The following is a 21315-nucleotide window of genomic DNA, read 5'->3' on the forward strand; positions in this document are numbered from 1 at the left end:
CTGTTATGCGGCATCTGCTTTGAGCCCAGCACAACCATGATACGTAATTACCTGAAAATAGCGCTCCGCAACCTCTGGAAAAACAAGGCGTTTTCCGCGATCAATATAACGGGGTTGGCTATAGGAATAGCCACCTGCCTGGTTATTTCCCTGTACATCAGTTATGAGCTCAGCTACGACCGCTTCAATGAAAAATCAGACCGTATTGTAAGAGTAGTGCTGCGCGGGCAGGTAAAAGGAGAGCCCATGCGGGAAGCCAACGTGTTTCCCCCACTGGCAGGCATTTTGAAAAGTACCTTCCCGGAAATACAGGACGTGGTACGTATCCGCACTGCCGGCGTACCCCGCGTCAGCTATAATAACCGGACGTTTGAGGAGTATATGATGGGATATGCCGACCCATCCCTGTTCAATATATTTGACTTCCAGCTGCTGGCAGGCAACAAACAACAGGCGCTGACGGAACCCTTTACCGTTATACTTTCCGACAGGACCGCGCAAAAATATTTCGGCAAGGAGGACCCGGTAGGCAAAATGCTGTTCTTTAAAGACGAGAACCAGTACTATCGTGTAACGGGCGTGTACAAGGAGCAACCTTCCAACACGCACATGCGGTTTGATTTGTTTGCATCCATGAGTTCCGTTGCGGACGCCCGCTCTGAGAGCTGGCTGACATCCGGGTATTATACTTACCTGTTGCTGCCGGAAGGATATGACTACCATAAACTGGAAGCAAAGCTCCCGCCGCTGGTGGATAAATTTGTAGGCCCGCAGATGCAGCAGCACATGCATATGACACTCAGCGAATTCAAAGCGGCGGGTAATAAATTCGACCTCAAGCTGCAAAAGCTGACGGACATCCACCTGCACTCCGACTATAACTTTGACCTCTCTCCCGCGGGGGACATCCGCTATATCTACATTTTCGGGGCTATTGTAATCTTTATGCTCCTCATTGCCTGTATCAATTTCATGAACCTGAGCACGGCCAACGCGGTAGGCCGGGTGAAGGAAGTGGCCATGCGGAAGGTACTGGGCGCAGCGAGGAACCGGTTGGTGATCCAGTTTATGCTGGAATCCATTGCGCTGACGCTGATTGCCACTGTCATTGCCGTGACGCTTGCCTTCCTCCTGTTGCCGACCTTCAACAACCTGGCAGGCCGTAAGATAGAGCTGCACTGGCTCAGCACGCCCTGGCTGGCGCCGGCTATCATTTTGTTTGCCATCGTTACGGGTATTATCGCAGGGAGCTATCCCGCGTTCTTCCTGGCGTCCTTTAAGCCGGAGGCGGCGCTCAAACGCAGCTTCACGCCCGGCGGCAAACAAGGGACGCGTATCAGGAGCGGGCTGGTGGTGTTCCAGTTTTTTATATCCATTACGCTGATCATCAGTACGGCGATTGTGTATAACCAGTTGTCGTATATACAGCACAAGAAGCTGGGCTATGATAAGGAAAACGTATTGCTGCTGCACCAGGTGGACCGGCTGACGGACTCCCAGCGCGAAGCCATACGCCATCAGCTACAGCAGGACTCCCGCGTTACGGGCGTGAGCTTATCCGCTTACCTGCCCTCCGGCCCCAGCTTTTTCAATAACTACTTCATCTATGAAAAAAGCGCCGATGCGCAGATTAAGACCCTTTGTTATGATGTGGATGAGAACTATCTGAAAGTAATGGGTATGGAACTGATTGCCGGCCGCAACTTTTCTGCGGAGTTTGGGGGAGATACGGCTGCCGCGGTGATCAATGAAGCGACGGCGAAGGCTATGGGCTGGGGGGATCATGCCGTTGGCAAAACTTTCCGGCATATGGACATCCGGTCGGCCGATAAGACTTACCAGGTGATAGGCGTGGTGAAGGACTTCCATTTTAAATCCCTGCATACGCCGATTTCTCCTTTGGTGATGGAACTCACCGGATGGGGTTCTATATTCATTATTAAACATGATCCTTCCCATACGAAGGAACTGGTGGCGAGTTTGGAAAACCGTTGGAAGTCGCTCCATACAGAAATCAGCTTCAATTACTCCTTCCTGGATCAGCACTATGCTGATACCTATCAATCGGAAACCAACACCGGCCGCATGCTCGCCATCTTTGCCGGGCTAACCATCTTCGTAGCCTGTATGGGCGTGTTTGGCCTGGCTACCTATACTGCCCGCAAGCGCGCCAAAGAGATAAGCGTGCGCAAGGTAATGGGCGCAAGCGTATCCGGTATTATCACGCTGCTTTCTACCGACTTCCTGAAGCTGGTGCTGCTGGCCTTCCTTTTATCCATCCCTGTGGCCTGGTACCTGATGCGGCAATGGCTGCAAGGCTTTGCCTACCGGGTGGATATACACTGGTGGATATTTGCAGCGACGGCGTTCGGGGCTATTGTAATTACTTTATTAACGGTGAGTTTGCAGGCGGTAAAGGCGGCACTGGCGAACCCGATCAATAGTTTGAGGAGTGAGTAATTGATTTTCAGGGTCTTAAAAAAATTTTAAAATTTCTTCCGATACAGTGTAACATTTTGAAACGTCGCGTATCTAAAAGGAAATTTTAAAACAAACACCCATGAAAAAATTATTCGTTCTCTTCCTGATATTCGCACTCGCTGCACTTTGCCTGAATGTATTTGCACAAACCGCACAACCTGGCTTCCAGGTAAAAACTGTTGGAAAAGGTAAACAGGCGGTAATACTCATCCCTGGCTTTACCTGCAGCGGCGATGTATTTGACGGCACAGCCGCCGCTCTCGGCAATCAATACACCAGCTACATATTAACTATGCCTGGTTATGCCGGCGCTCCTGCTGAAGCGGCGCCCAATATTGACAACTGGGCCAATGAAGTAGCGGCCTTTGTACGTAAAAACAAACTGGATCACCCGGTACTCATCGGGCATAGCCTCGGCGGCGGTATGGTAATGACGCTGGCTGCCCGTTATCCTGATCTGTTCAGCAAGGCTATTATCGTAGATGCGTTACCGTGCCTCGGCGCGCTCATGAACCCTGACTTCAAACAGGTGGAAAACCCTGACTGCACCGCCTTTGCCAACAGGTTTATGACACTGAGCGATTCCGCGATGTATAAAATGCAGCAGCTGACTATCCCGCGCCTCACCATCGATACCATTCACCGGGAGCAAATTATCCGCTGGGGCGTAAAAACTGACCGTAAAACCTACGTGGATACCTACTGCCAGTTTTCCAACCTGGATCAGCGGGCGACAATTTCCGCCATAAAAATCCCTACCCTGGTTTTATTAGAATCTTCTTTTATTAACTTTAAACCGGCGATAGAAGAACAGTATAAAAATCTGACAACAGCTACCCTGAAATACGCCAGCAAGGGATTACATTTTATCATGTATGACGATACAGAATGGTATCTTAACCAAATCACCCAATTCCTCAATTAGCCAGCAGCGGGCGTTCGACGAGCTGTATGCCGGTTACTGGGACAAAGTTTTCCGCCTCTGCATGGGTTACGTAAATGATGACGACTGGGCCAAAGACATTGCACAGGACACCTTTATCACCGTTTGGCAACAACTCCCGAACTTCCGTAACGAGGCATCCGTAGGCACATGGATATTCCGGATTGCCTGTAACAACTGCCTGCGCCAGCTGGAAAGAAGCAGCAAATTTGTGAGAAAGGAAGTGGATAAAGCCGATGAAGGCCCCGTGGTGAATGAAGATGAAGTGAACTTCCTGTACCAGTGCATTGCCACGCTCAATGAAACGGACAGGTTGATCATTTCCATGGAACTTGAGGAAGTAAAACAGGCGGAGATAGCCGCCATCCTCGGTATGAGCGAATCAAACGTGCGGGTTAGAGTACATCGCATTAAAGAAAAACTGACGGAAAAATTTAAGGCATATGAACGCTGACGATAAATTTCAACAGTTGTGGCGCAGTAAAAAAGCAGCGCCGGCGCCAGACATCAAGGCCTTACTGGAAAAGGCAGCCTCGGTAAAACGGGCCGTAAAACGCAAACTCATATTGACATATGCGCTGCTGACGGCGACGATCGTGTGGGCTTGCTGGATAGTGGCGCGCTCTCACCCTAAGATGGTCACCACCTGGATAGGCGTAGCGCTGGCCATCCTGGCTATCCTCCTCTATATCGCCAGTTCCGTTGGACTTATAAAGCAGCTTTACAGCAAAGGCCAGGAGGTGGCGCCGGTACAGCAATACCTGCAAAACATGCTGCAGATAAGGGAAAAACAGCGGCGGCTGCAAAGGGGAATTTTAAACGCTTACTTTATCCTGCTGTTCTCCGGCCTGGCGTTGTACATGATAGAGTACACCCGTTATTTACCCGCTGGTACCACGCTGGTGATTTATGGCGCTGTAGCGGTTTGGGGGCTGATCAATTGGTTTTATTTCCGGAAGAAGGCAATTGCAAAGCAGGAAGCGGCATTTGGAGCGGTTATTGGAAAGCTGGAATCGGTGATAGCGGATACGGAGGGGTGATTGGGCAGCAGGAGTTCAAGCAATCTTCAGGACGAATAGGTGTAATTACAAATAGCAAGACTGAAAACAACGGCTGGGAATATCTAAAGTCAATTACATAAAAAAAACATGGCGCCAACATTTAAAGTCATTCACAATAAGAATTACACAAAAAAAGCAAGGCGTTAACATCTAAAGTCATTCACAATACGAATTACACAAAAATCCACAGCCGCCAACATCTAAAGCATTCACAATACGAATTACACAAAAAAAGCCAGGGACATTCAGACCCCTGGCTTTTTTAATCACATGCATGGTAAAAACCATCTCCGGCCGCCCGCTACTGCGCAGGATCAGCCGGTGTGTTTGGATTGTCGTTCCGTTCAACTAGCGGATAAGGGAAGAAAGTGCGCTTGCGTTCAGACGCAGGTCTGCCGAAGCGGCGACTATCCTCCAGTTCTTGTCCGCCGAGGTATAATTCTATTCTCCTATGCTTATATATGGAATCTAATAAAGCCGCAGGGGAAGCCACACTGCTGATCGCAGTAAGGCCGGCGCCAACTCCGTAAACATCTCCGGATGGCTGTTTGGTAACAATCTTGTTCAGTTCCAGTAACCCGTTCACCACATCGCCTTTACGCGCATAACATTCCGCTTTGATCAGGGTCATCTCGCCCGGCAAATAAACCGGGATAGGCTGCGTGGTGCTGGTCCAGAAGCCTTTGATGCCCCATTTCAGACTCGCAGACGGGTTTCTTAACAGGTAAAATGCCAGCCGCTTATCAGCCGGATCAGGTTTGAAACCATTCGGTAAGCCCATGGTGGAATCGGTAGCCTGGAAGATGTTGTTGGTAGCCGCTACCAGGAAGTAGATCGGGTTGTTTACCTGGTCGTTGAAATTAAGCGTGGATTGCGCAGTAAGGCTCGCTCTATCAGCCGCAGCCATCGCTACGTCATAATCGCCGGCAAACAACGCATAGCGCGCTTTCAAGGCATACAGCGAGTTGAGTATATTAACACCCGCCGGCACATAAGGCGTAAAGGTACTGCCGATCGGCGTTGCGGACAACCTGGTGATCGCGTTATCCAGCACGCCCACCGCCTTACGGTAACCAGCCTGGCCGGAAATAAAGGTTACCGGAGCCGTACCAGGGCCGGGAAAGCCGGTGGTATCAGGCACCTGCTCAAAAAACATCGCCTGCACACCTATTGCCCACGCTTTATACAGGGAGGCATAGGCAATTACGCCGCTGGCAAAGCCTTCGTCCGTAATCACTTTTGGCGCTGCGGCCAGGATCCTGTTGGATTCCGCAATGATCCTGTTGCTGGTGCCCCATAACTGGTTGATCACTGAATTGGTGTTCAATACAGCCACGCCGCCGGTTTGCAGCTGCGCCTCATCCACGTTGCCCGTGTTGGTCACAAATGTTTCGCCCGTGAGGATGCTGCCGGCAGTTACAGAATTGTAGAGCAAACCGGTGCGATCCTTTACGAAGGTAGCCTGCAGGCCCACCACGGCATCTGCAATTGCCGCAGGGGAACTGTACACCTGGTCAAAGGAAGGCCCGCTGGGGTCGGCAAAATTTTTGGAACAGGCAGCCGCCAATGCCATTGCTCCTATCAGACAGTATTTAATATAATGGTTCATAAACTTTCACTTTTAAGGATTTAGAATTTTGCACGCACGCCAATGCTGTAGGTTCTTGGAATCGGAACAGTACCGAAGTCGATACCACGCAGCAGGGTACTTTGCCCGGCGGCATTCACTTCCGGATCATATCCCTTGTAGTTATCCCATGATACCAGGTTACGGCCGCTGGCCATCACCGTCAGGTCGCTGAATCCTTTGATCTTTCCGAAATTATAGGAGAGTGAAACTTCACGCAGTTTTACGAAGGAACCATCGTCGATCCTGAATTCCTGTATCTGGTACACGCCATTGATGTAACCGCGCGGCAGCTGGCCCAGGTCCTCTGCTTCCGCCACTTTACCGTTATCCACGCCCTGGCGGGTCCTGTAATCGGCGTTAAACACATCCACGCCCTGTACGATATCCAGCTGGGTATGCAGGCTGAGGTTCTTCCAGGTGAAATCGTTCGTGATGGTAGAGGTATAATCCGGGTTGGGATCGCCGATCTTTTTGTTCAGCACCGCGCCTGTTGGCAGGCCGTTGGCATCGCGGCCCGGCGTATAGGTCAGCGAGCTATTCTGCACGCCTCTTTCTGTCAACGGAATGCCATTGGCATCCTTGATGATGTTGCCATTGTTATCCCTCGCATAGAAAGCGCCGTAGAAGAAGCCGATAGGCTCGTTCTGCGCAATACTTACACTGGCGCCGCCAATGTTGTTATACAGGATCAGCCCACCGCCGATATCAGTCGCTTTATTCCGGTTCCTGTTGAAGATGCCGGTGAAATCCCACCTGAAGGATTTGGTTTTTACCGGCGTGGCATTGAATACTATTTCAATACCATTGTTCTCCAGGGTACCGATGTTTGCCTGGTAGGAGGTGAAACCATCCGTAGGCGCGATCGCCCTGGCAATCAACAGGTCTTTTACCTTCTTGCGGTAGTAGTTAACGCTTAAGCCTATACGATCACCCAGGAAAGCCATGTCTGTACCAAATTCCAGCTCCTGCTGCCTTTCCGGTTTCACGTTCGGGTCGGTCAGCGTCAGGGGCGACTGGAAGGCAGATGCGCCGATGAATGGGGATGCCGCATAGGTATTGAACCTTGCATAAGCCGGAATACCGGTGAGGTTGCCGGATTCGCCATAAGCTGCCCTGAGCTTCAGGAAGGTCCACCATTTGGCAATGTTGGCATTCTTCCAGAAGTCCGCGCCAGACAGCACGTAGCTGCCGCTCAGCTTACTGTACACCTGGTTGCGCGCATCCTTTCCGAATACGGAAGAACCATCCACGCGCAGCGCGCCGGTGATAAACAACTGGTCCTTATATTTAAAGTTCTGCTGAATGAATTCGCCGGCAATGCTCAGCTCTGTACGCTGATCTTCACCGGGAATAATGGTAGCCGCTTTGCTGGCGCTCTGCACAAATGGCGGCAGCCCTCTACCCTGGATCAGGGTATAATGCATGCGCTGGTATTGTACGGAATAACCTACCTGCGTTACAGAGGAGAAGTCTTTGCTGATCTGTGCATTGTAAGTCGCGTTTACATCATGGTTGATCATGAACGACACGTTGCTGGCCGCACTCGCATACCCGTTCAGTGTAGGGTTCAGCGTGGCGCCGCCGCCATAGAAGCCGGTGCTTACGTTATAAGCAAACGGCGGGATGTAGGTTGTACCGTTCTGGGTATAGTTATCGATACCCATTTTGTAATCGATGCTCAGGTTCTTGATCGGTTTGATAGACAAACCTGCGCCGGCAATCACACGGCCCACCCTTTGCCCCTGCTGGAAGTCTTCAATAATAGACACCGGGTTTACGCGCCCCAGGTTGCCCACTTTCATCAGGTTGCCGATAGCATCCCTTTTGTGGATATCGTAATAGTTACCAATGATGGTAACGGAGTTCATCGGTGAATAGAAGGTATTACCATCGGGCTTTTCGTTGGATTTGCTATACACATAGTTCATGGAACCGTTAAAGCTGAGCCATTTGGTAATCTCCTGGTCCAGGTTGAGGCGGAAGCTGTAGCGATTGAAATCGGTGTTCCGGATGATACCCTGGTTGTACATATAACTGGCGGAAGCAAAGTACTTCGTTTTGTCTTTTCCGCCGGCTACGGACACGTTGTTATCAGTGCCCACCCCGGTACGGAAAATATAATCCTGGAAGTCGTAACGGTTCACCGGCGTGGTGTTGGTAGCCAGTGGCGGCGTACCGATCAGGTTCTGGGTGGATTCGTTCGGATCGCCCCCAAATTTCAACGGCGCCCTATTCACTTCCAGCTTCTTACGGATTTCGTTGATATTAAAACTGGTGGAGAAATTAACTACCGGTTTACCCTCTGCGCCGCGTTTGGTGAAAATCTGCACTACGCCGGCATTTGCGCGGGAGCCATAGATGGCTGCGGCCGCTGCGCCGTTCAACACCTCGATGCGTTCTATATCCGCAGGGTTGATATCCGCCATACGGTTCTGGCCAATCGTACCTACGGTGGTACCGCCGGTGTAGTTAGGGTCCGTATTGGTAACGCGGGTGGTGCTGTTATCGATGATCACGCCGTCAATGATATACAAAGGTTCGGAGGAACCGCTGATTGTACTGATACCACGCAGCCTAACGGACATAGCTCCGGACGGATCGCCGGAGTTCTGGATGATCTGCGCACCGGCTGTTTTACCCTGCAGCGCCGTCAGCACGTTGCTGGTAGCGCCTTTATCCAGTGCGTCCGCCTTTACGGAACTGATATAGCTACCCAGCTGCCGCCTGGTAGTACCGGCGGAGGTACCGGTAACGATGACCTCATCCAGTTTGGATACGTCTTCCGTCAGCCTGGCGTCTGCCGTAGCGCTGCCGCTGGCCGTAACGTTCACCTGCCTTTGCTGTTGCTTGAAACCGATCCCGGAAAACACCAGTGTATAAGCGCCTGCGGGCTGTGTCAGCCGGATGCTGTATTTACCGTCTGCATCCGTTTGCGCACCCTGGTTGGTGTTTCTTACTGCAACGGTAATACCGGGCAATGGGTTTCCTTTTTCATCAGAAACCTTTCCCGAAATAACGAATTGCGCGGATGCTGCCAGGGACATAAAGCAGCATAGCAGAAAGAGCAACATGGTGCGCGGACACGCTGCCCATTTGAGTCGGAGCAATTTCATAATTGTTGTTTAGACTTGTTGATAAATGGGTATCCTATAACCCGTTCCAGGCAAAGCTTCTGGTCACATTCGAATAGTTGGGCAATTACAGGTGGCTTCCATTATAGAATTTTTACTCCCTTCTTGCCGTACGGTATTAATTTCTTTGCCTTTGGCTGTAATTCCGTTATGATAATATCTATTGCATCAATATCACAGACCTTCAGCCTGTCTGCTGTATCTACCTTTTCTGAAATGGAGAGGGCTACCACTTTCCTGGAGGTGGCAATCATCGCCTTCTTTACCTGCACTACCTCCCAGTCGTTATCCGTCAGCCCCGCTTCCGCATCTATCGCATTCACCCCGAGGAAACAGAGGTCCGCACGGATATTCATGATTTTGGTGATGGCTTCCCCGCCCACGGTGATCTTACTGTCCTTTGCCAGCTTATCTCCTATTACAATTACTTCAATGTTTGGATGGTTGGCATATTCAAAGGCCGCCGGCAAACTCACCGTTATAAACGTAGCGCGCAAGTCTTCCGGCAACATTCTCGCCATTTCCATGATGGTAGTGCCTCCGGTGGTCAGTACAAACATCCCGTCCTGTATCAGCTGCACGGCTTTCATCGCGATGATGCGTTTTTCTGCGGCCGCATATACGTCGTGGGAGGCGATGCCATCGCGGTACGACTTCGATAATGCCCCACCATGTACTTTCAGAATTTTTCCTTCCCGGGCCAGTTCGGTAAGATCCCTGCGGATAGTGTCCTCCGATACCTGCAGCTGCTCGCTCAGATGGGAGGATAAAACCTTGTTATGCAGGTTTACCTGATGGAGTATGATGGCCTGGCGTTCTTCTTTTAACATGGATACGAATCTTCCGTCAAATTCGGCAAAAAAATGCATGAATCCAAATATAAAACCGCAAATTTTTGCGGGTTCGTGCCGGAATTAGGGTTGCAGCAATTCGTCTACCCGCACAAAACGGTAACCTTTTGCTTTTAACCTGCCGATTAATGCAGGAATTTTGGGGTAAAACTTATCCGTACGCCGCGGATCCGTACCAATATGTAATAAGAGCATAAAGCCGTTGAGCCCTTGTTCCTGTCCGTTTTCATATGCCAGCACGGAATTGAATATCTCCCCGCTGCCGATATAATTTTTTAAACCCGGATAGGTATAATCCGCATTGGAACGGGTACCCGGGGTGAACGACACGAGCTGCAGCCCTTCGGCCTTCGCCCAATCGGCCACGCGCTGGTTGTACCACTCATACGGAGGCAGGAAATACGGCGCCTGCGCCCGGGAGATGCCCGCCTTTTCCAGCTCCCGGTAAGCGTTTTGCAGATCCACCCCGAACGAATCCCGGGTTACCAGCATGCTATCCCGGTTTGCCCAGTCGCAATACAGCAAATGCTTATCGGAGTGCGTACCTAAATAATGCCCATCCCGCTTTAATTGTTGAATCACCTGCGGAAATTGGCGGTAAAAATTTCCCGTCAGGAAAAAGGAAGCATGCACGCCGGCTGCTTTAAGGCTTTTTATGATAGCGGCAGCGCCGTCCGCAAACTCATCGCCGGTAAACACCAGGGCCAGTTTTTTCTCCCCGCTGTTCCCCCGGATAACTGCGCCGGCACTCACGGTGCGCTCCTGCGGCGCTTCCCCGGCCATGGCTGCCAGCAGGTACACCAGGGAGGCCGTTCCGTCCATCGTGGGTTCATTGGTGCTGTAATCGCCCACATCGTCATGATACACGGCCAGGCCGCTCTGGAATGCGGCATATTCATCCGGCTCCGATAATTTAATGCCGATCAGGTTTTGATAAATCGCCGTGTACACCGGCCCGTCCACCAATCCGCCGTCTACCGGTAACTTCCCTACGAAACTGAAGGCCGCATGCGGGTCCGCCGGATAATCGCCATTGCCCGGCAAACCGTACACCATGCTCGTGCCCCAGGGGTTGCAGCCAAACAGCCAGTCCACATTCGCCTGTTCCAGTTCGCGGAAAGCCTGGTCGTTTGTCAGCTGCCGGTACCAGTAGCATTGCATCGCAAAGGAAACCGTCAGGTTGTTGCTGCACCAGATGAAAGGGATGGCGCGGTAAAACGCATTGCCGGCGGCCTTTTTCCACACGCGGTCAATACCTTCCCGGTAATAGCCGGTCACGGTCTTGCGTTCCGCCGCCGGCAACGACTTCGCCAGTTCGTAATGCCCGAGGTTAATAAACGGGTACCACTGGTAATGGTTGGCTGTATCTTTTCCCAGCCAGGGCGTCACCTTTTCCTGGCTGCTATATTGCAATGCGGCCTGCAGGTATTGCTGCTCCCGGGTTTGGCGGTACAGGCCGGCGGCTGCCAGCTCCATATCGTCCGTCCAGTTGTCTTCCGCATAGATGTAGGGGGATAAAACGGAGGCCGTTTGGCATACGCCCGGTTGCCGCACGCCCATCCGGTAGCTGGATAAGGCCCGCTCCCGCAGCAGTGCGGCAAAAGCGGGGTCGGTATCTTTATAAATGCCGGCAGCGAGGGAAAATGCGCTGGAAAATTTACCGGCCGTAGAGGCCACGCCGGTGGACTTGTTCTTATACTTTCCCAGTCCCTGCGGCTCGCCGGTGCAGAAGTACACGGGCCGTTCAAAACCTTTCCCGTAGAAAGGGTCTTCCTTAGGCAGCCGTAACCCTTTGTGGTCGCGGTCGTCCGCAATCTGGTTAAACATGATATTCTCCGCCGGATGCATTTTCAGCAGCCATTGCAGGCCCCAGCGGGCTTCGTCCAGCACGTCGCTCACCTGGTTGGCGCCGGGCAGGCCGTTGGCGGCGTAATGGTCGGAAAAAACCTGCGGGAAGTCGCGCCAGGCCACCAGCAGATGCCAGGTTGCATTGGCGGATGTAGTGACGTATTGCAGGTAATCGGTAGCATCGTGCCAGCCGCCGGCAACATCAATGCGGGTACTGTCCGGCATGGGGCCGTACATCGTATAGCCGTCATGGGTATGGCAGCTGTCCCGCAGCACCGGGTTAAACCAGCTCCGCTGCTGGCGCATATAACGCAAACAAAAATCGGCCGCGCCGTTATAAACGTCGTCGGCTATACGAAAATAGGGCGAGTAGGCGTTCCCTGCTTTGAGTCGGTAAGTGCCGTTTTTTTTATAGGGAGAAAAATTTAGTCGCGCGGTATGAGTAAATGGCCCGTAAGCGCCATAATCTTTCCCGGCATGTGCCGTAAACACCGCCTTCCCTGATAGGGAGTCAATCAACTGGAAAACCCCTGGCAGCATGTGCTCCTTCGTGCCAAATACCGCTACTTTGATACCGCCGGGTAAATACCCCAGCTGGTTGATGCGTATCCATTGCGTAGCCGGAGCCTGTGCTGTAACAAAATAAGACAGCCATACACCTATCCATGTAATTAATAGTTTCTTCATAAGCGTGCGTGGGTTGGGTGAATAAAGCTATAAAAACTTATTCACTTGCACTTTGCACAAAACGAATTACACGGCTGGCAGCCTTTACCACTTCAGGTGGTAGAGGAATTCCATTTGTTGCTGGGTTATGCGGTGGGGGATCATGCGCACGATCATATCCCGCAGGCCTGTTGCCAGCGCGCCTTTCCAGTTGGTGACCTGCGCCAGCCGCCAGGACATGCCTACTACTTTATGCACGCGCGCCATGCGACTATCCTGGTATTTTTTAAATGCGTCCGTAATGGTTTTCTCCTGCTTCAGGCAGCGGGCCAGCATCAGCGCGTCCTCTATGGCCTGGCTGGCGCCCTGGCCCAGGTTGGGGGTGGTAGCGTGGCAGGCGTCGCCGAGCAGCACCACTTTATCTTTATACCAGGCGTCAATGGGTTTAAAATCGTACAAATCCGCATGCAGCAGCATATCCGGCGTGATGGCCGCTACTACCTCCTGCGTCCGCTCGCTGAAGTGAGCTAATTCCTTTTTCATGAAAGCGATGGCGGCCTCGCCGGTAAACGCCTGCCCTGCCGGCATTTTTTTGGTAAACCAGAAATACACGCGATCTCCGTCCACCTGCATGTAAGAGGCGCGGAGCCCGTTGCCGTTGCCCCATACTTCGGTGGCGTTCTTTTGTTCTTCCGGGGTTAACGTCATGGGAATGATAGCGCGCCAGCAGGTTTGGCCGGAGTAGCGGTAAGTGGCCGGCGCCACGTATTTTTCCCGCACGGTGGAGCGGATGCCGTCCGCACCGATGAGAAGGTCCGCCGTGGCGGTGCTGCCATCTTCAAAATAGGCCACTACGCCATGCGGATGATGTTCCAGCCGCTCAAACCTTTTGCCCCAGCGTACGGGCTGCTGCGCTGCCTGCAGGAGTTCTTGCTGCAGGGTTGCCCGGTGCAGCAGGTGCGCGCCCTGCCCATAACGCTGACGGATATACGCATTGCTTACTTGTTGCAGTACTTTCCCTTTGTAATTGCTTACGAAAATATTTTCCGGGAAGATGGACACCCGGCGGATGGCTTCGCCTACTCCCAGCCGCTCATATACCGTCATGGCGTTGCCTCCCAGCATGATGCCGGCGCCTACGGCCCGGCATTCCGGGGCCGCCTCATAAATATCGTAATCAATTCCCTGCTGTTGCAGCGCAATGGCGGTAGTGAGTCCGCCGATACCGGCGCCGATGATGATCGCTTTCATGGGTGGGTGCATTATTCCGCCGCAAAGGTAAGCCCCGGTTTTCAAATTAGTACATTTGACCTAATTTATTTTTATTTTTAACAAATCCATAGCTTTGGCGCATGAAAGATTTCAAAAAGCATTTCATTGTACGCGCTGAGCCGGAAGAGGTATATGCAGCGCTTACCAACCCGGCAACCATTCAGCTTTGGAGCGGCGAAAAGGCCGTGATGAGCACCGAGCCCGGTTCTGAATTTTCGCTCTGGGAAGACAGTATTGTGGGCCGTAATCTCGAATTCGAAGCAGGCCGTAAGATTGTGCAGGAATGGTATTTCGGGGAGGAGGAAGCGGAAGCGCCGTCTATCGTCACGATCATATTGCACCCTTCCAAAAAGGGAACGGACGTGGAGCTGCGGCATACCAACATTCCGGACGAGGCGTTTGAAGATATCACAGAGGGCTGGACTACCCAGTACTTCGGCGCTATCATCGAGTTTTACGAGGATTAAGCGTTATCCGGGGAACTTATAAAAAAGGCAAAAGGTTTTGTCATCCAACAAAACCCTTTGCCCCTGGTGTAATATTTTACGCTAAAACGCTTCCTGGTAAGGAAAGCTGCTATCCATCCACTCGAAGTTGATTTCTTTATCGAGGATATCTTTCAGTGCTGCATTCGTCAGGCTGCCTTTTTCATATACCTGCTCCAATATGGTAATCTGGCTGGCTGTCAGGTAAGGCTTGTGCGTTTCGAGCCATCGTTTACAGTTGGCTTTCATATCTCCCACTGACAACAAACCCGGATAATGCGGATCTATATCCGTTACCGCTTCCAGCATCTGAAGGAAAATAAAATCCTGCAGGTTTTTGGCCAATATACAGGCCTCATTTGAATCGTGCCATACCAGTACTACCGGCACATCTTCCCCATCCTGTAAATTGTAATAGAACGCAAACCAGTCGCCCGCTCCCGTGGTGGCAATCGGTACAAAACGGTGTACGGGATCGGCAAACAAAATGCCTTCTTCCAGGTAATCGGCCACGGATGCGGTGTTGATCACTTCCAGGTCGTTTGCATACAACAGGAAAGGCGGGTTTTCCTGCAACTGCGGGAACACGCGCTGGTGCCAATCCGGACCAAAGGCGCCCCAGTTGAGCATACCGTCTGCATATAATTGTTTGTAAAGCGCAGGGTATCTAAAGTTGTATAAGTTTTCTATTTCTTCCAGCTGCATAGTATCAGGCAATTCAACGGTTTTTCAGGTGCTGGCAAGATACTCACTTTCACGTGGAAAAGGGATTATCCGGCCAGACTTTTTTTACTGTCGAACTCATTGATCCTTGTATCCGGATTCATCATATATGTAAGCAGCGAACCGTCATCTTTTAACTCCACGATGCGGAAGCCGTGGTACTTTGTTCCCCAGCTGCCGCCGATGTGGCTGTCGAACAGGAATGGCAGTTTATTGTCCAGCAGCTTTACGTTGTCCTGGTCGTGGTCGTGCCCGTTAAACACCGCTTTTACATTCGGATATTTACGCAGCAGTGCCGCAAACGCAGGGGAGTCCGCCGCAAATTCCGTCCATTTCACCGGGGTGATGTGTATAAATATAAAAATGGCTTTCGCTTTTTTATTCGCTTCCAGCCGCTCCTCAAACCATTGCAGGTCCGGCGCCAGGAAGTCCCCTTTAATATTGGAGGTATCCCCAAAGAGCAGCACGGTACCGTTGATCACCTGCTCATGTTGCAGGGGATTGCCCCAGGCCTGTTGCCAGGCTTCCGGCGTTACGCGGTCGTGATTGCCCCTGGTGGCAAATACTTTAGGGTGGATGGTTTGAAACAGCTGCGCCGCCGGCTGCAGGAAGGCGGGATCGTTGTGGATCACATCCCCGTTCAGCACAAAGAACTCGCAGGGCGTTTGCGCCTGCACTTTGCTGAAGGCTGCCTTCAGGTCATTGAAATACTGCTCGTAGGGCGTGTTGGGCTCCCCATAATGCCAGTCGGACCCGATGGCAAACCGCAGGCGGGTTTTGCGGGCAAAGTGTTCGGCAGTAGCTGCCCGGGCAACGGCGCCGCAGGCGGAAATGATGACGGCGGCAGAGAGGCCGCCCAGGAATTCTCTTCTGTTCATACGATAAAAGTAGAGCGATTTAAACGTCGGAAAACTGCGTTCAGACAGGGTTAACATAAATATAAAACAAAGCGGCCCCATGGGGGTAAAAAACCACCGGAATTGAATAAAAACTAACTAGATAAGTTTATTAAAAAATATTTTCTAAGAATTTTTTGCCCACATTTGATTTTATTTAATATAACGGATTGTCCGGTACGATTGATATTAAACTTTCAATTTATTCAGAAAGAATTGTAATCAGTTTGTTAATTTGCTCCAAAAGCCGCATTTAATTCACCCTGCTTAACTGATTGTATTGTAACTTTGCACCTCGAATTAAATAGGGGTTATGTTTAGAAGCAAGAGTACGTCTGAAACAGGTCCGGATGTGGTTTTAATAGGCGCCGGTATTATGAGCGCCACCCTTGGAATGCTCCTGAAGGAGTTGCAACCGGAACTTACCATCGCCATTTACGAAAGATTGGATGTTGCCGCCGCGGAAAGTTCCGATGCATGGAACAACGCCGGTACGGGGCACTCTGCTTTCTGCGAGTTGAACTACACACCGCAGAAACCGGACGGTTCCGTGGACATTAAGAAAGCTGTGAACATTGCAGAGCAGTTTGAAGTTTCCCGCCAATTCTGGTCCTATCTGGTAGAAAAGAACATCATTTCCCATCCCCAGGAATTTATACAAAGTATTCCTCATATGAGCTTTGTTTGGGGTGAAGAGAATGTGGATTACCTGCGAAAGCGTTACAAAGCCCTGCAACAATGCCACCTGTTCGACAGCATGGTGTACTCTGAAGATCACGCGCAGCTCCGCGAATGGATGCCGCTGGTGATGCAGCACCGTGACCCCGCGCAAAAAGTGGCCGCCACCTACACCGAAATGGGTACTGACGTGAACTTTGGCGCACTTACCCGCCAGCTGTTCCGCTACCTGGAGCAACTAGATGGCGTAACCATGCACTTCAACCACGACGTACGCGACCTCAAAAGAGCGGATGACGGCGGCTGGCTGGTAAAAGTGAAAAACCGCGAAACCCGCGAAAAAAATCAACTCCACGCTAAATTCGTATTCATTGGCGCCGGCGGCGGTTCCTTACCGTTGCTGGAAAAATCAGGCATCCCTGAAGGTAAAGGCTTCGGCGGTTTCCCTGTAAGCGGCCAGTGGCTGCGTTGCAATAACCCGGAAATCATTGCCAAACACCAGGCGAAAGTATATGGGAAAGCCTCTGTAGGCGCGCCTCCTATGTCCGTTCCGCACCTGGATACCCGCATGATCGACGGTAAAAAAGCCCTCCTCTTCGGACCATATGCCGGGTTCTCTACCAAGTTCCTGAAAAATGGCTCCTACCTGGACCTGCCCCTCTCTATCAAAGCCAATAACATCTACCCGATGGTATCTGCCGGCCTGGATAACATCCCGCTGACCAAATACCTCATCGCACAGGTACGCCAGAAGCCGGAAGACAGGCTCGAAGCGCTGCGCGAATACTTCCCGGATGCAGAAATGAAAGACTGGGAACTGGAAATTGCCGGCCAACGCGTACAGGTAATTAAAAAAGATCCTGAACACGGCGGTATCCTGGAATTCGGTACGGAAGTAGTTAGCGCTGCCGACGGTTCCATCGCCGCGCTGCTGGGCGCTTCCCCGGGCGCTTCCACCGCAGTGTCCATCATGCTTAACCTGCTCAAACGCTGCTTCAAGGAAGATGTTGACACCGAAGCATGGCAACAGAAACTCAAACAAATGATTCCGTCCTACGGCCAATCCCTCCTCAACAATCCTGAATTAACCGCCAAACTGCGGAAATGGACTACCGAGGTGCTGGAACTCCAACAGATGGAAACCGCATAATATAGGTCTGTCATAATTTTGATACTTATAAAACCGCCCGGCTTATCGCTGCGGCGGTTTTTCTTTTTTGGAGAAAAAAATACCTGCAATAGACAAAATGAAATCATAATCGTATCAGTTTTTTCCAGATTTTAGTATTAGCATTTGCAAGCGTACCAACGACACTCATTCTATGTTGATAATCAACAAACTAAGGCGCAAACGCGCTTATTTTTTGAGGTAAAATTGCAATCGTTTGCATAAGAACATTAAAAAGATTCCATTATGAAAAAACTGACCTGCTGCCTCGTGGCATTGCTGGCCATTAGTCAATGCCTGCCGGCTCAAACAAAAACGACAGCCGCTGTTACTACCGAACTATCCCGTGACCAACGCATGAAATGGTGGAGAGAAGCCAGATTCGGCATGTTCATACACTGGGGCGACTATGCCGTGCCTGCCGGCTGGTACAAAGGGCACCAGGTACAACGGGGCGGCGAATGGATCATGAACCGCGCTAAGATCGGCGTAAAGGAATACCAGGAATATGCGAAAAAATTCAACCCCGTTAAATATGATGCGGACGCATGGGTGAAAATGGCCAAGGACGCAGGTATGAAATACATCGTGATCACCGCCAAACACCACGACGGCTTTGCCATGTTTAAATCCAACGCCAGCAAATTCAATATCGTAGACGCTACGCCCTACGGCAAGGATGTGCTGAAGGACCTGGCGGCTGCCTGTAAAAAACATGGTATTAAATTAGGCTTCTACTACTCCCAGGCGCAGGACTGGAACAACCCAGGCGGCGCTGCTGCCCGCAAGGTAGCCTCCGAAGGCTGGCCTAACCCTGACAGCGCACAGATCGACGCCTATACGGCGGCGCACTCCGGCCACTGGGACCCGCTGCAGACAACTGCCTCCATGTCCGACTACATCGATAAAGTAGCAGTACCGCAGGTGAAAGAGTTATTAACCAATTATGGAGAAGTGGCCGTACTCTGGTGGGATACGCCTACGAATATGACTGATGAATACGCGCAAAAACTCCAGCAGGTACTGGCCCTCCAACCGGCTATCATTACGAACGACAGGCTGAAACGCCCTAACTTCCCCGGCGACTATAAAACGCCGGAACAAAAAATCCCTACCAAAGAAGAACTGGATGGAAGAGATTGGGAAACCTGTATGACCATGAACGGCACCTGGGGGTACAAGGAATGGGATAACAAATGGAAAAGCACCGAAACGCTGATCCGCAACCTGATCGACATCGCTTCCAAAAACGGTAACTACCTGCTCAACGTAGGCCCTACCGCGGAAGGCGTCTTCCCGCAGCAAAGTATTGAAGGCCTGGCCGGCATCGGTAAATGGATGAAGGTAAACGGCGAATCCATCTACGCCACCAACGGCAGCCAGCTGCCTACCCTGCCATGGGGCCGCTGCACGCAAAAAACTACCGGCAACAAAACCACTTACTACCTGCACGTTTTCAACTGGCCTGCAGATGGTAAACTGGTAGTACCCGGACTGAAAAATAAAGTCATCAAAACTACTTTACTCGCCAACGGCAGCAAGCTGAAAACTACCGCCGAAGCAGACGCGCTGGTGGTATCCCTGCCTGCGCAGGCGCCGGATAACATCGCCTCCGTGATTAAAGTAGAAACCACCTTATAATGAAGCATCCTCCAACCGTGCAACGCGCGGTTGGAATTGCTTATTTTATACAAAGCAGTAACGGCCGGCAGCCTTAGCTAATGGATGAAATGATGACCGACAAATAATTTCATGCTGCTTAAACCTTGCTGCTTTGCGTAAAAGGCCGCCCCGCGGAACCGGCGGCAGATCAACCAAAACGAATTACTTTCATCAACTGGTCTATGAAACAGAATTATTTGCTCTCTGTTTTACTGGTCCTGTTTGCAGTGAAATCACAGGCACAAAAAGCCTTGTTCGACATTGTTGCGTTTGGAGCTAACGGAGACGGCAAAACGTTAAATACCGCCTATATTCAATCCGCTATCGACAGCTGCTCCCGCTCCGGTGGCGGCATCGTCCGCATTCCGCCAGGCAACTGGCTCACCGGCACCCTGCTGCTGAAAAATGACGTTACCCTCCAGGTAGACGAAAATGCCACCCTGCTCGGCAGCCCTGATATTAAAGACTACCAGGTGGTAGATGGCTTTAAAGATGGCCTGGGCCAGCAAATGGGCTATGCGCTCATCGGCGCCGTAGAGGTACACAACACCGCCATCACCGGCAAAGGAACCATCAACGGGCAGGGTAAACTGGTGTACGCCTCCGGCGGCCATCAACGCCGGCCCTTCCTCGTACGCTTTGTAAGGTCGGGCAACATCCGCGTAACAGACGTCCACCTCACCGGCCCCACGGCATGGACCATGCACTTCTTCCACTGCCGGGATATCATCGCAAAAAATGTAACGATCTTCAGCCGCGGCCTCGGTAACAACGACGGTATCGACATCGACTGCTGCGAAAACGTACAGATCAGCGACTGCAACATCAACAGCGGCGACGATGCCATCTGCTTCAAAACCACCAGCCCCTACCCCTGCCGCAATGTAACGGTATCGAATATACGTATCAACACCGGCGAGGGCGCTATCAAATTCGGCACGGAATCCGCCGGTAATTTTGAAGACATCACCGTAAAGCATATTAAAGTAGACTTTGCAAGGGAAGGCGGCATTAAAATATTCTCCGTGGATGGCTCGCATATCCGTAATATCCGTATCTCCGATGTGGACATGGATACCGTACACCTGCCCATCATCATGCGGCTAGGCGCAAGGCTCAAGACCTTCCGGGAAGTGGATGCTAAGCAACCTCCCGGCGCCATCAGCAACATCGATATCCGCAACGTCACCGTAAAGCATGGCACCTGGACGGGCATGCTCATCAGCGGCATCCCGGAGCATAAGATCCAAAACGTAAGCCTGGAAAATATCCGCATCAACATTCCCGGAACAGGCACGGCGGAAGATGCGCAAATAGCCCTGGAAGAAAGGCCGGCAGACTACCCCGAAATCAAAATGTTCGGCAAAAAAATTCCTGCATCCGCCCTCTACATCCGGCATGCAGCCAACATCCGCTTCAACAACGTCACCATCACATCTGACAATACAGACGCTAGACAGGCAATTATTGGGTACGACCTGGCAAACATTACTATCAGCAAATGGAAAATCCCTGCTAACAGCGGGCAAGAACCACTGGCAAAAATTTCTGACGCAAAAAACATCGACTTTACCAACATTACGGCTCCCGCCCACCTCACCTTCCTGCATGTTAGCGGCGCCAATAACGCCGCTATTACCGTAGCTAAAAAACTGAAGGTTACGCTCGACAAAGACGTGGCGGATAATACCGTAAAACAGAAGTAACAACTATCTAAAACATCAATTCCGCGCGGACTGCCAAAAGCGGTTCCGGCGCCCTATTGCCGGCAGCCAACGCTGTTGCCGGCCTGGCAATCTACACCCTTTACTCATCCAAAA

At 51.5% G+C, this 21315-nt stretch carries 15 protein-coding genes; 8 read left to right on the plus strand and 7 right to left on the minus strand.

What is annotated here, in order from left to right; genetic code table 11:
* Positions 1–36 precede the first annotated feature (36 nt).
* From BOC67_RS04985 to BOC67_RS05000, 4 genes are all read left to right on the plus strand, one after another.
* Entirely contained in the window at positions 37–2460 is a 2424-nt protein-coding gene (locus tag BOC67_RS04985; RefSeq protein ID WP_291907959.1) for an ABC transporter permease, read from the plus strand.
* A 100-nt stretch (positions 2461–2560) separates the two neighbouring features.
* Positions 2561–3406 (plus strand): alpha/beta hydrolase, encoded by an 846-nt coding sequence (locus tag BOC67_RS04990; RefSeq protein ID WP_291907977.1) that lies wholly within the window; start codon positions 2561–2563, stop codon positions 3404–3406.
* Positions 3357–3878 (plus strand): sigma-70 family RNA polymerase sigma factor, encoded by a 522-nt coding sequence (locus tag BOC67_RS04995; protein ID WP_291907979.1) that lies wholly within the window; start codon positions 3357–3359, stop codon positions 3876–3878. The genes BOC67_RS04990 and BOC67_RS04995 overlap by 50 nt, the downstream gene beginning before the upstream one ends.
* On the plus strand, positions 3868–4464 hold the full coding sequence (locus BOC67_RS05000) for a hypothetical protein (RefSeq protein WP_291907981.1): 597 nt from the start codon (positions 3868–3870) through the stop codon (positions 4462–4464). Before BOC67_RS04995 ends, BOC67_RS05000 begins: the two co-directional genes overlap by 11 nt.
* Before the next feature lie 322 nt (positions 4465–4786).
* On the opposite strand, the gene BOC67_RS05005 is transcribed toward BOC67_RS05000, so the two are convergent.
* From BOC67_RS05005 to BOC67_RS05025, 5 genes are all read right to left on the minus strand, one after another.
* On the minus strand, positions 4787–6094 hold the full coding sequence (locus BOC67_RS05005; protein WP_291907983.1) for a RagB/SusD family nutrient uptake outer membrane protein: 1308 nt from the start codon (positions 6092–6094) through the stop codon (positions 4787–4789).
* Positions 6095–6114: 20 nt separating this feature from the next.
* Positions 6115–9228: a SusC/RagA family TonB-linked outer membrane protein gene (locus BOC67_RS05010; RefSeq protein ID WP_291907985.1), complete on the minus strand. Its 3114-nt coding sequence runs from the start codon at positions 9226–9228 to the stop codon at positions 6115–6117.
* Between the two features lie 101 nt (positions 9229–9329).
* Positions 9330–10115, minus strand: a complete 786-nt coding sequence (locus tag BOC67_RS05015; protein ID WP_367115522.1) for a DeoR/GlpR family DNA-binding transcription regulator — start codon at positions 10113–10115, stop codon at positions 9330–9332.
* A 45-nt stretch (positions 10116–10160) separates the two neighbouring features.
* The gene (locus BOC67_RS05020; protein ID WP_291907987.1) at positions 10161–12632 is read right to left on the minus strand and encodes a glycoside hydrolase family 9 protein; all 2472 of its coding nucleotides are present in this window, start codon (positions 12630–12632) and stop codon (positions 10161–10163) included.
* A gap of 84 nt (positions 12633–12716) precedes the next feature.
* A complete protein-coding gene (locus tag BOC67_RS05025) occupies positions 12717–13862 on the minus strand; it encodes an FAD-dependent monooxygenase (protein WP_291907989.1) in 1146 nt (381 codons plus the stop codon).
* A 101-nt stretch (positions 13863–13963) separates the two neighbouring features.
* Here BOC67_RS05025 and BOC67_RS05030 point away from each other — a divergent pair, with 101 nt between their 5' ends.
* Positions 13964–14350, plus strand: coding sequence for an SRPBCC domain-containing protein (locus BOC67_RS05030; protein WP_291907991.1), 387 nt, complete (start codon positions 13964–13966; stop codon positions 14348–14350).
* Positions 14351–14431: 81 nt separating this feature from the next.
* Here BOC67_RS05030 and BOC67_RS05035 read toward each other — a convergent pair whose 3' ends face one another.
* Positions 14432–15085, minus strand: a complete 654-nt coding sequence (locus BOC67_RS05035; RefSeq protein ID WP_291907992.1) for an SMI1/KNR4 family protein — start codon at positions 15083–15085, stop codon at positions 14432–14434.
* Positions 15086–15138: 53 nt separating this feature from the next.
* Positions 15139–15969 carry a metallophosphoesterase gene (locus tag BOC67_RS05040; protein WP_291907994.1) on the minus strand — a complete coding sequence of 277 codons (831 nt, stop codon included), beginning with the start codon at positions 15967–15969 and terminating at the stop codon, positions 15139–15141.
* Between the two features lie 331 nt (positions 15970–16300).
* Here BOC67_RS05040 and BOC67_RS05045 point away from each other — a divergent pair, with 331 nt between their 5' ends.
* From BOC67_RS05045 to BOC67_RS05055, 3 genes are all read left to right on the plus strand, one after another.
* On the plus strand, positions 16301–17815 hold the full coding sequence (locus BOC67_RS05045) for a malate:quinone oxidoreductase (RefSeq protein ID WP_291907996.1): 1515 nt from the start codon (positions 16301–16303) through the stop codon (positions 17813–17815).
* A gap of 264 nt (positions 17816–18079) precedes the next feature.
* The gene (locus tag BOC67_RS05050; RefSeq protein ID WP_291907998.1) at positions 18080–19474 is read left to right on the plus strand and encodes an alpha-L-fucosidase; all 1395 of its coding nucleotides are present in this window, start codon (positions 18080–18082) and stop codon (positions 19472–19474) included.
* A 203-nt stretch (positions 19475–19677) separates the two neighbouring features.
* Positions 19678–21201 (plus strand): glycosyl hydrolase family 28 protein, encoded by a 1524-nt coding sequence (locus tag BOC67_RS05055; protein ID WP_291907999.1) that lies wholly within the window; start codon positions 19678–19680, stop codon positions 21199–21201.
* The last annotated feature ends 114 nt before the right edge of the window (positions 21202–21315 follow it).

The sequence above is a fragment of the Chitinophaga sp. CB10 genome (assembly GCA_001870995.2).
Lineage (GTDB): Bacteria > Bacteroidota > Bacteroidia > Chitinophagales > Chitinophagaceae > Chitinophaga.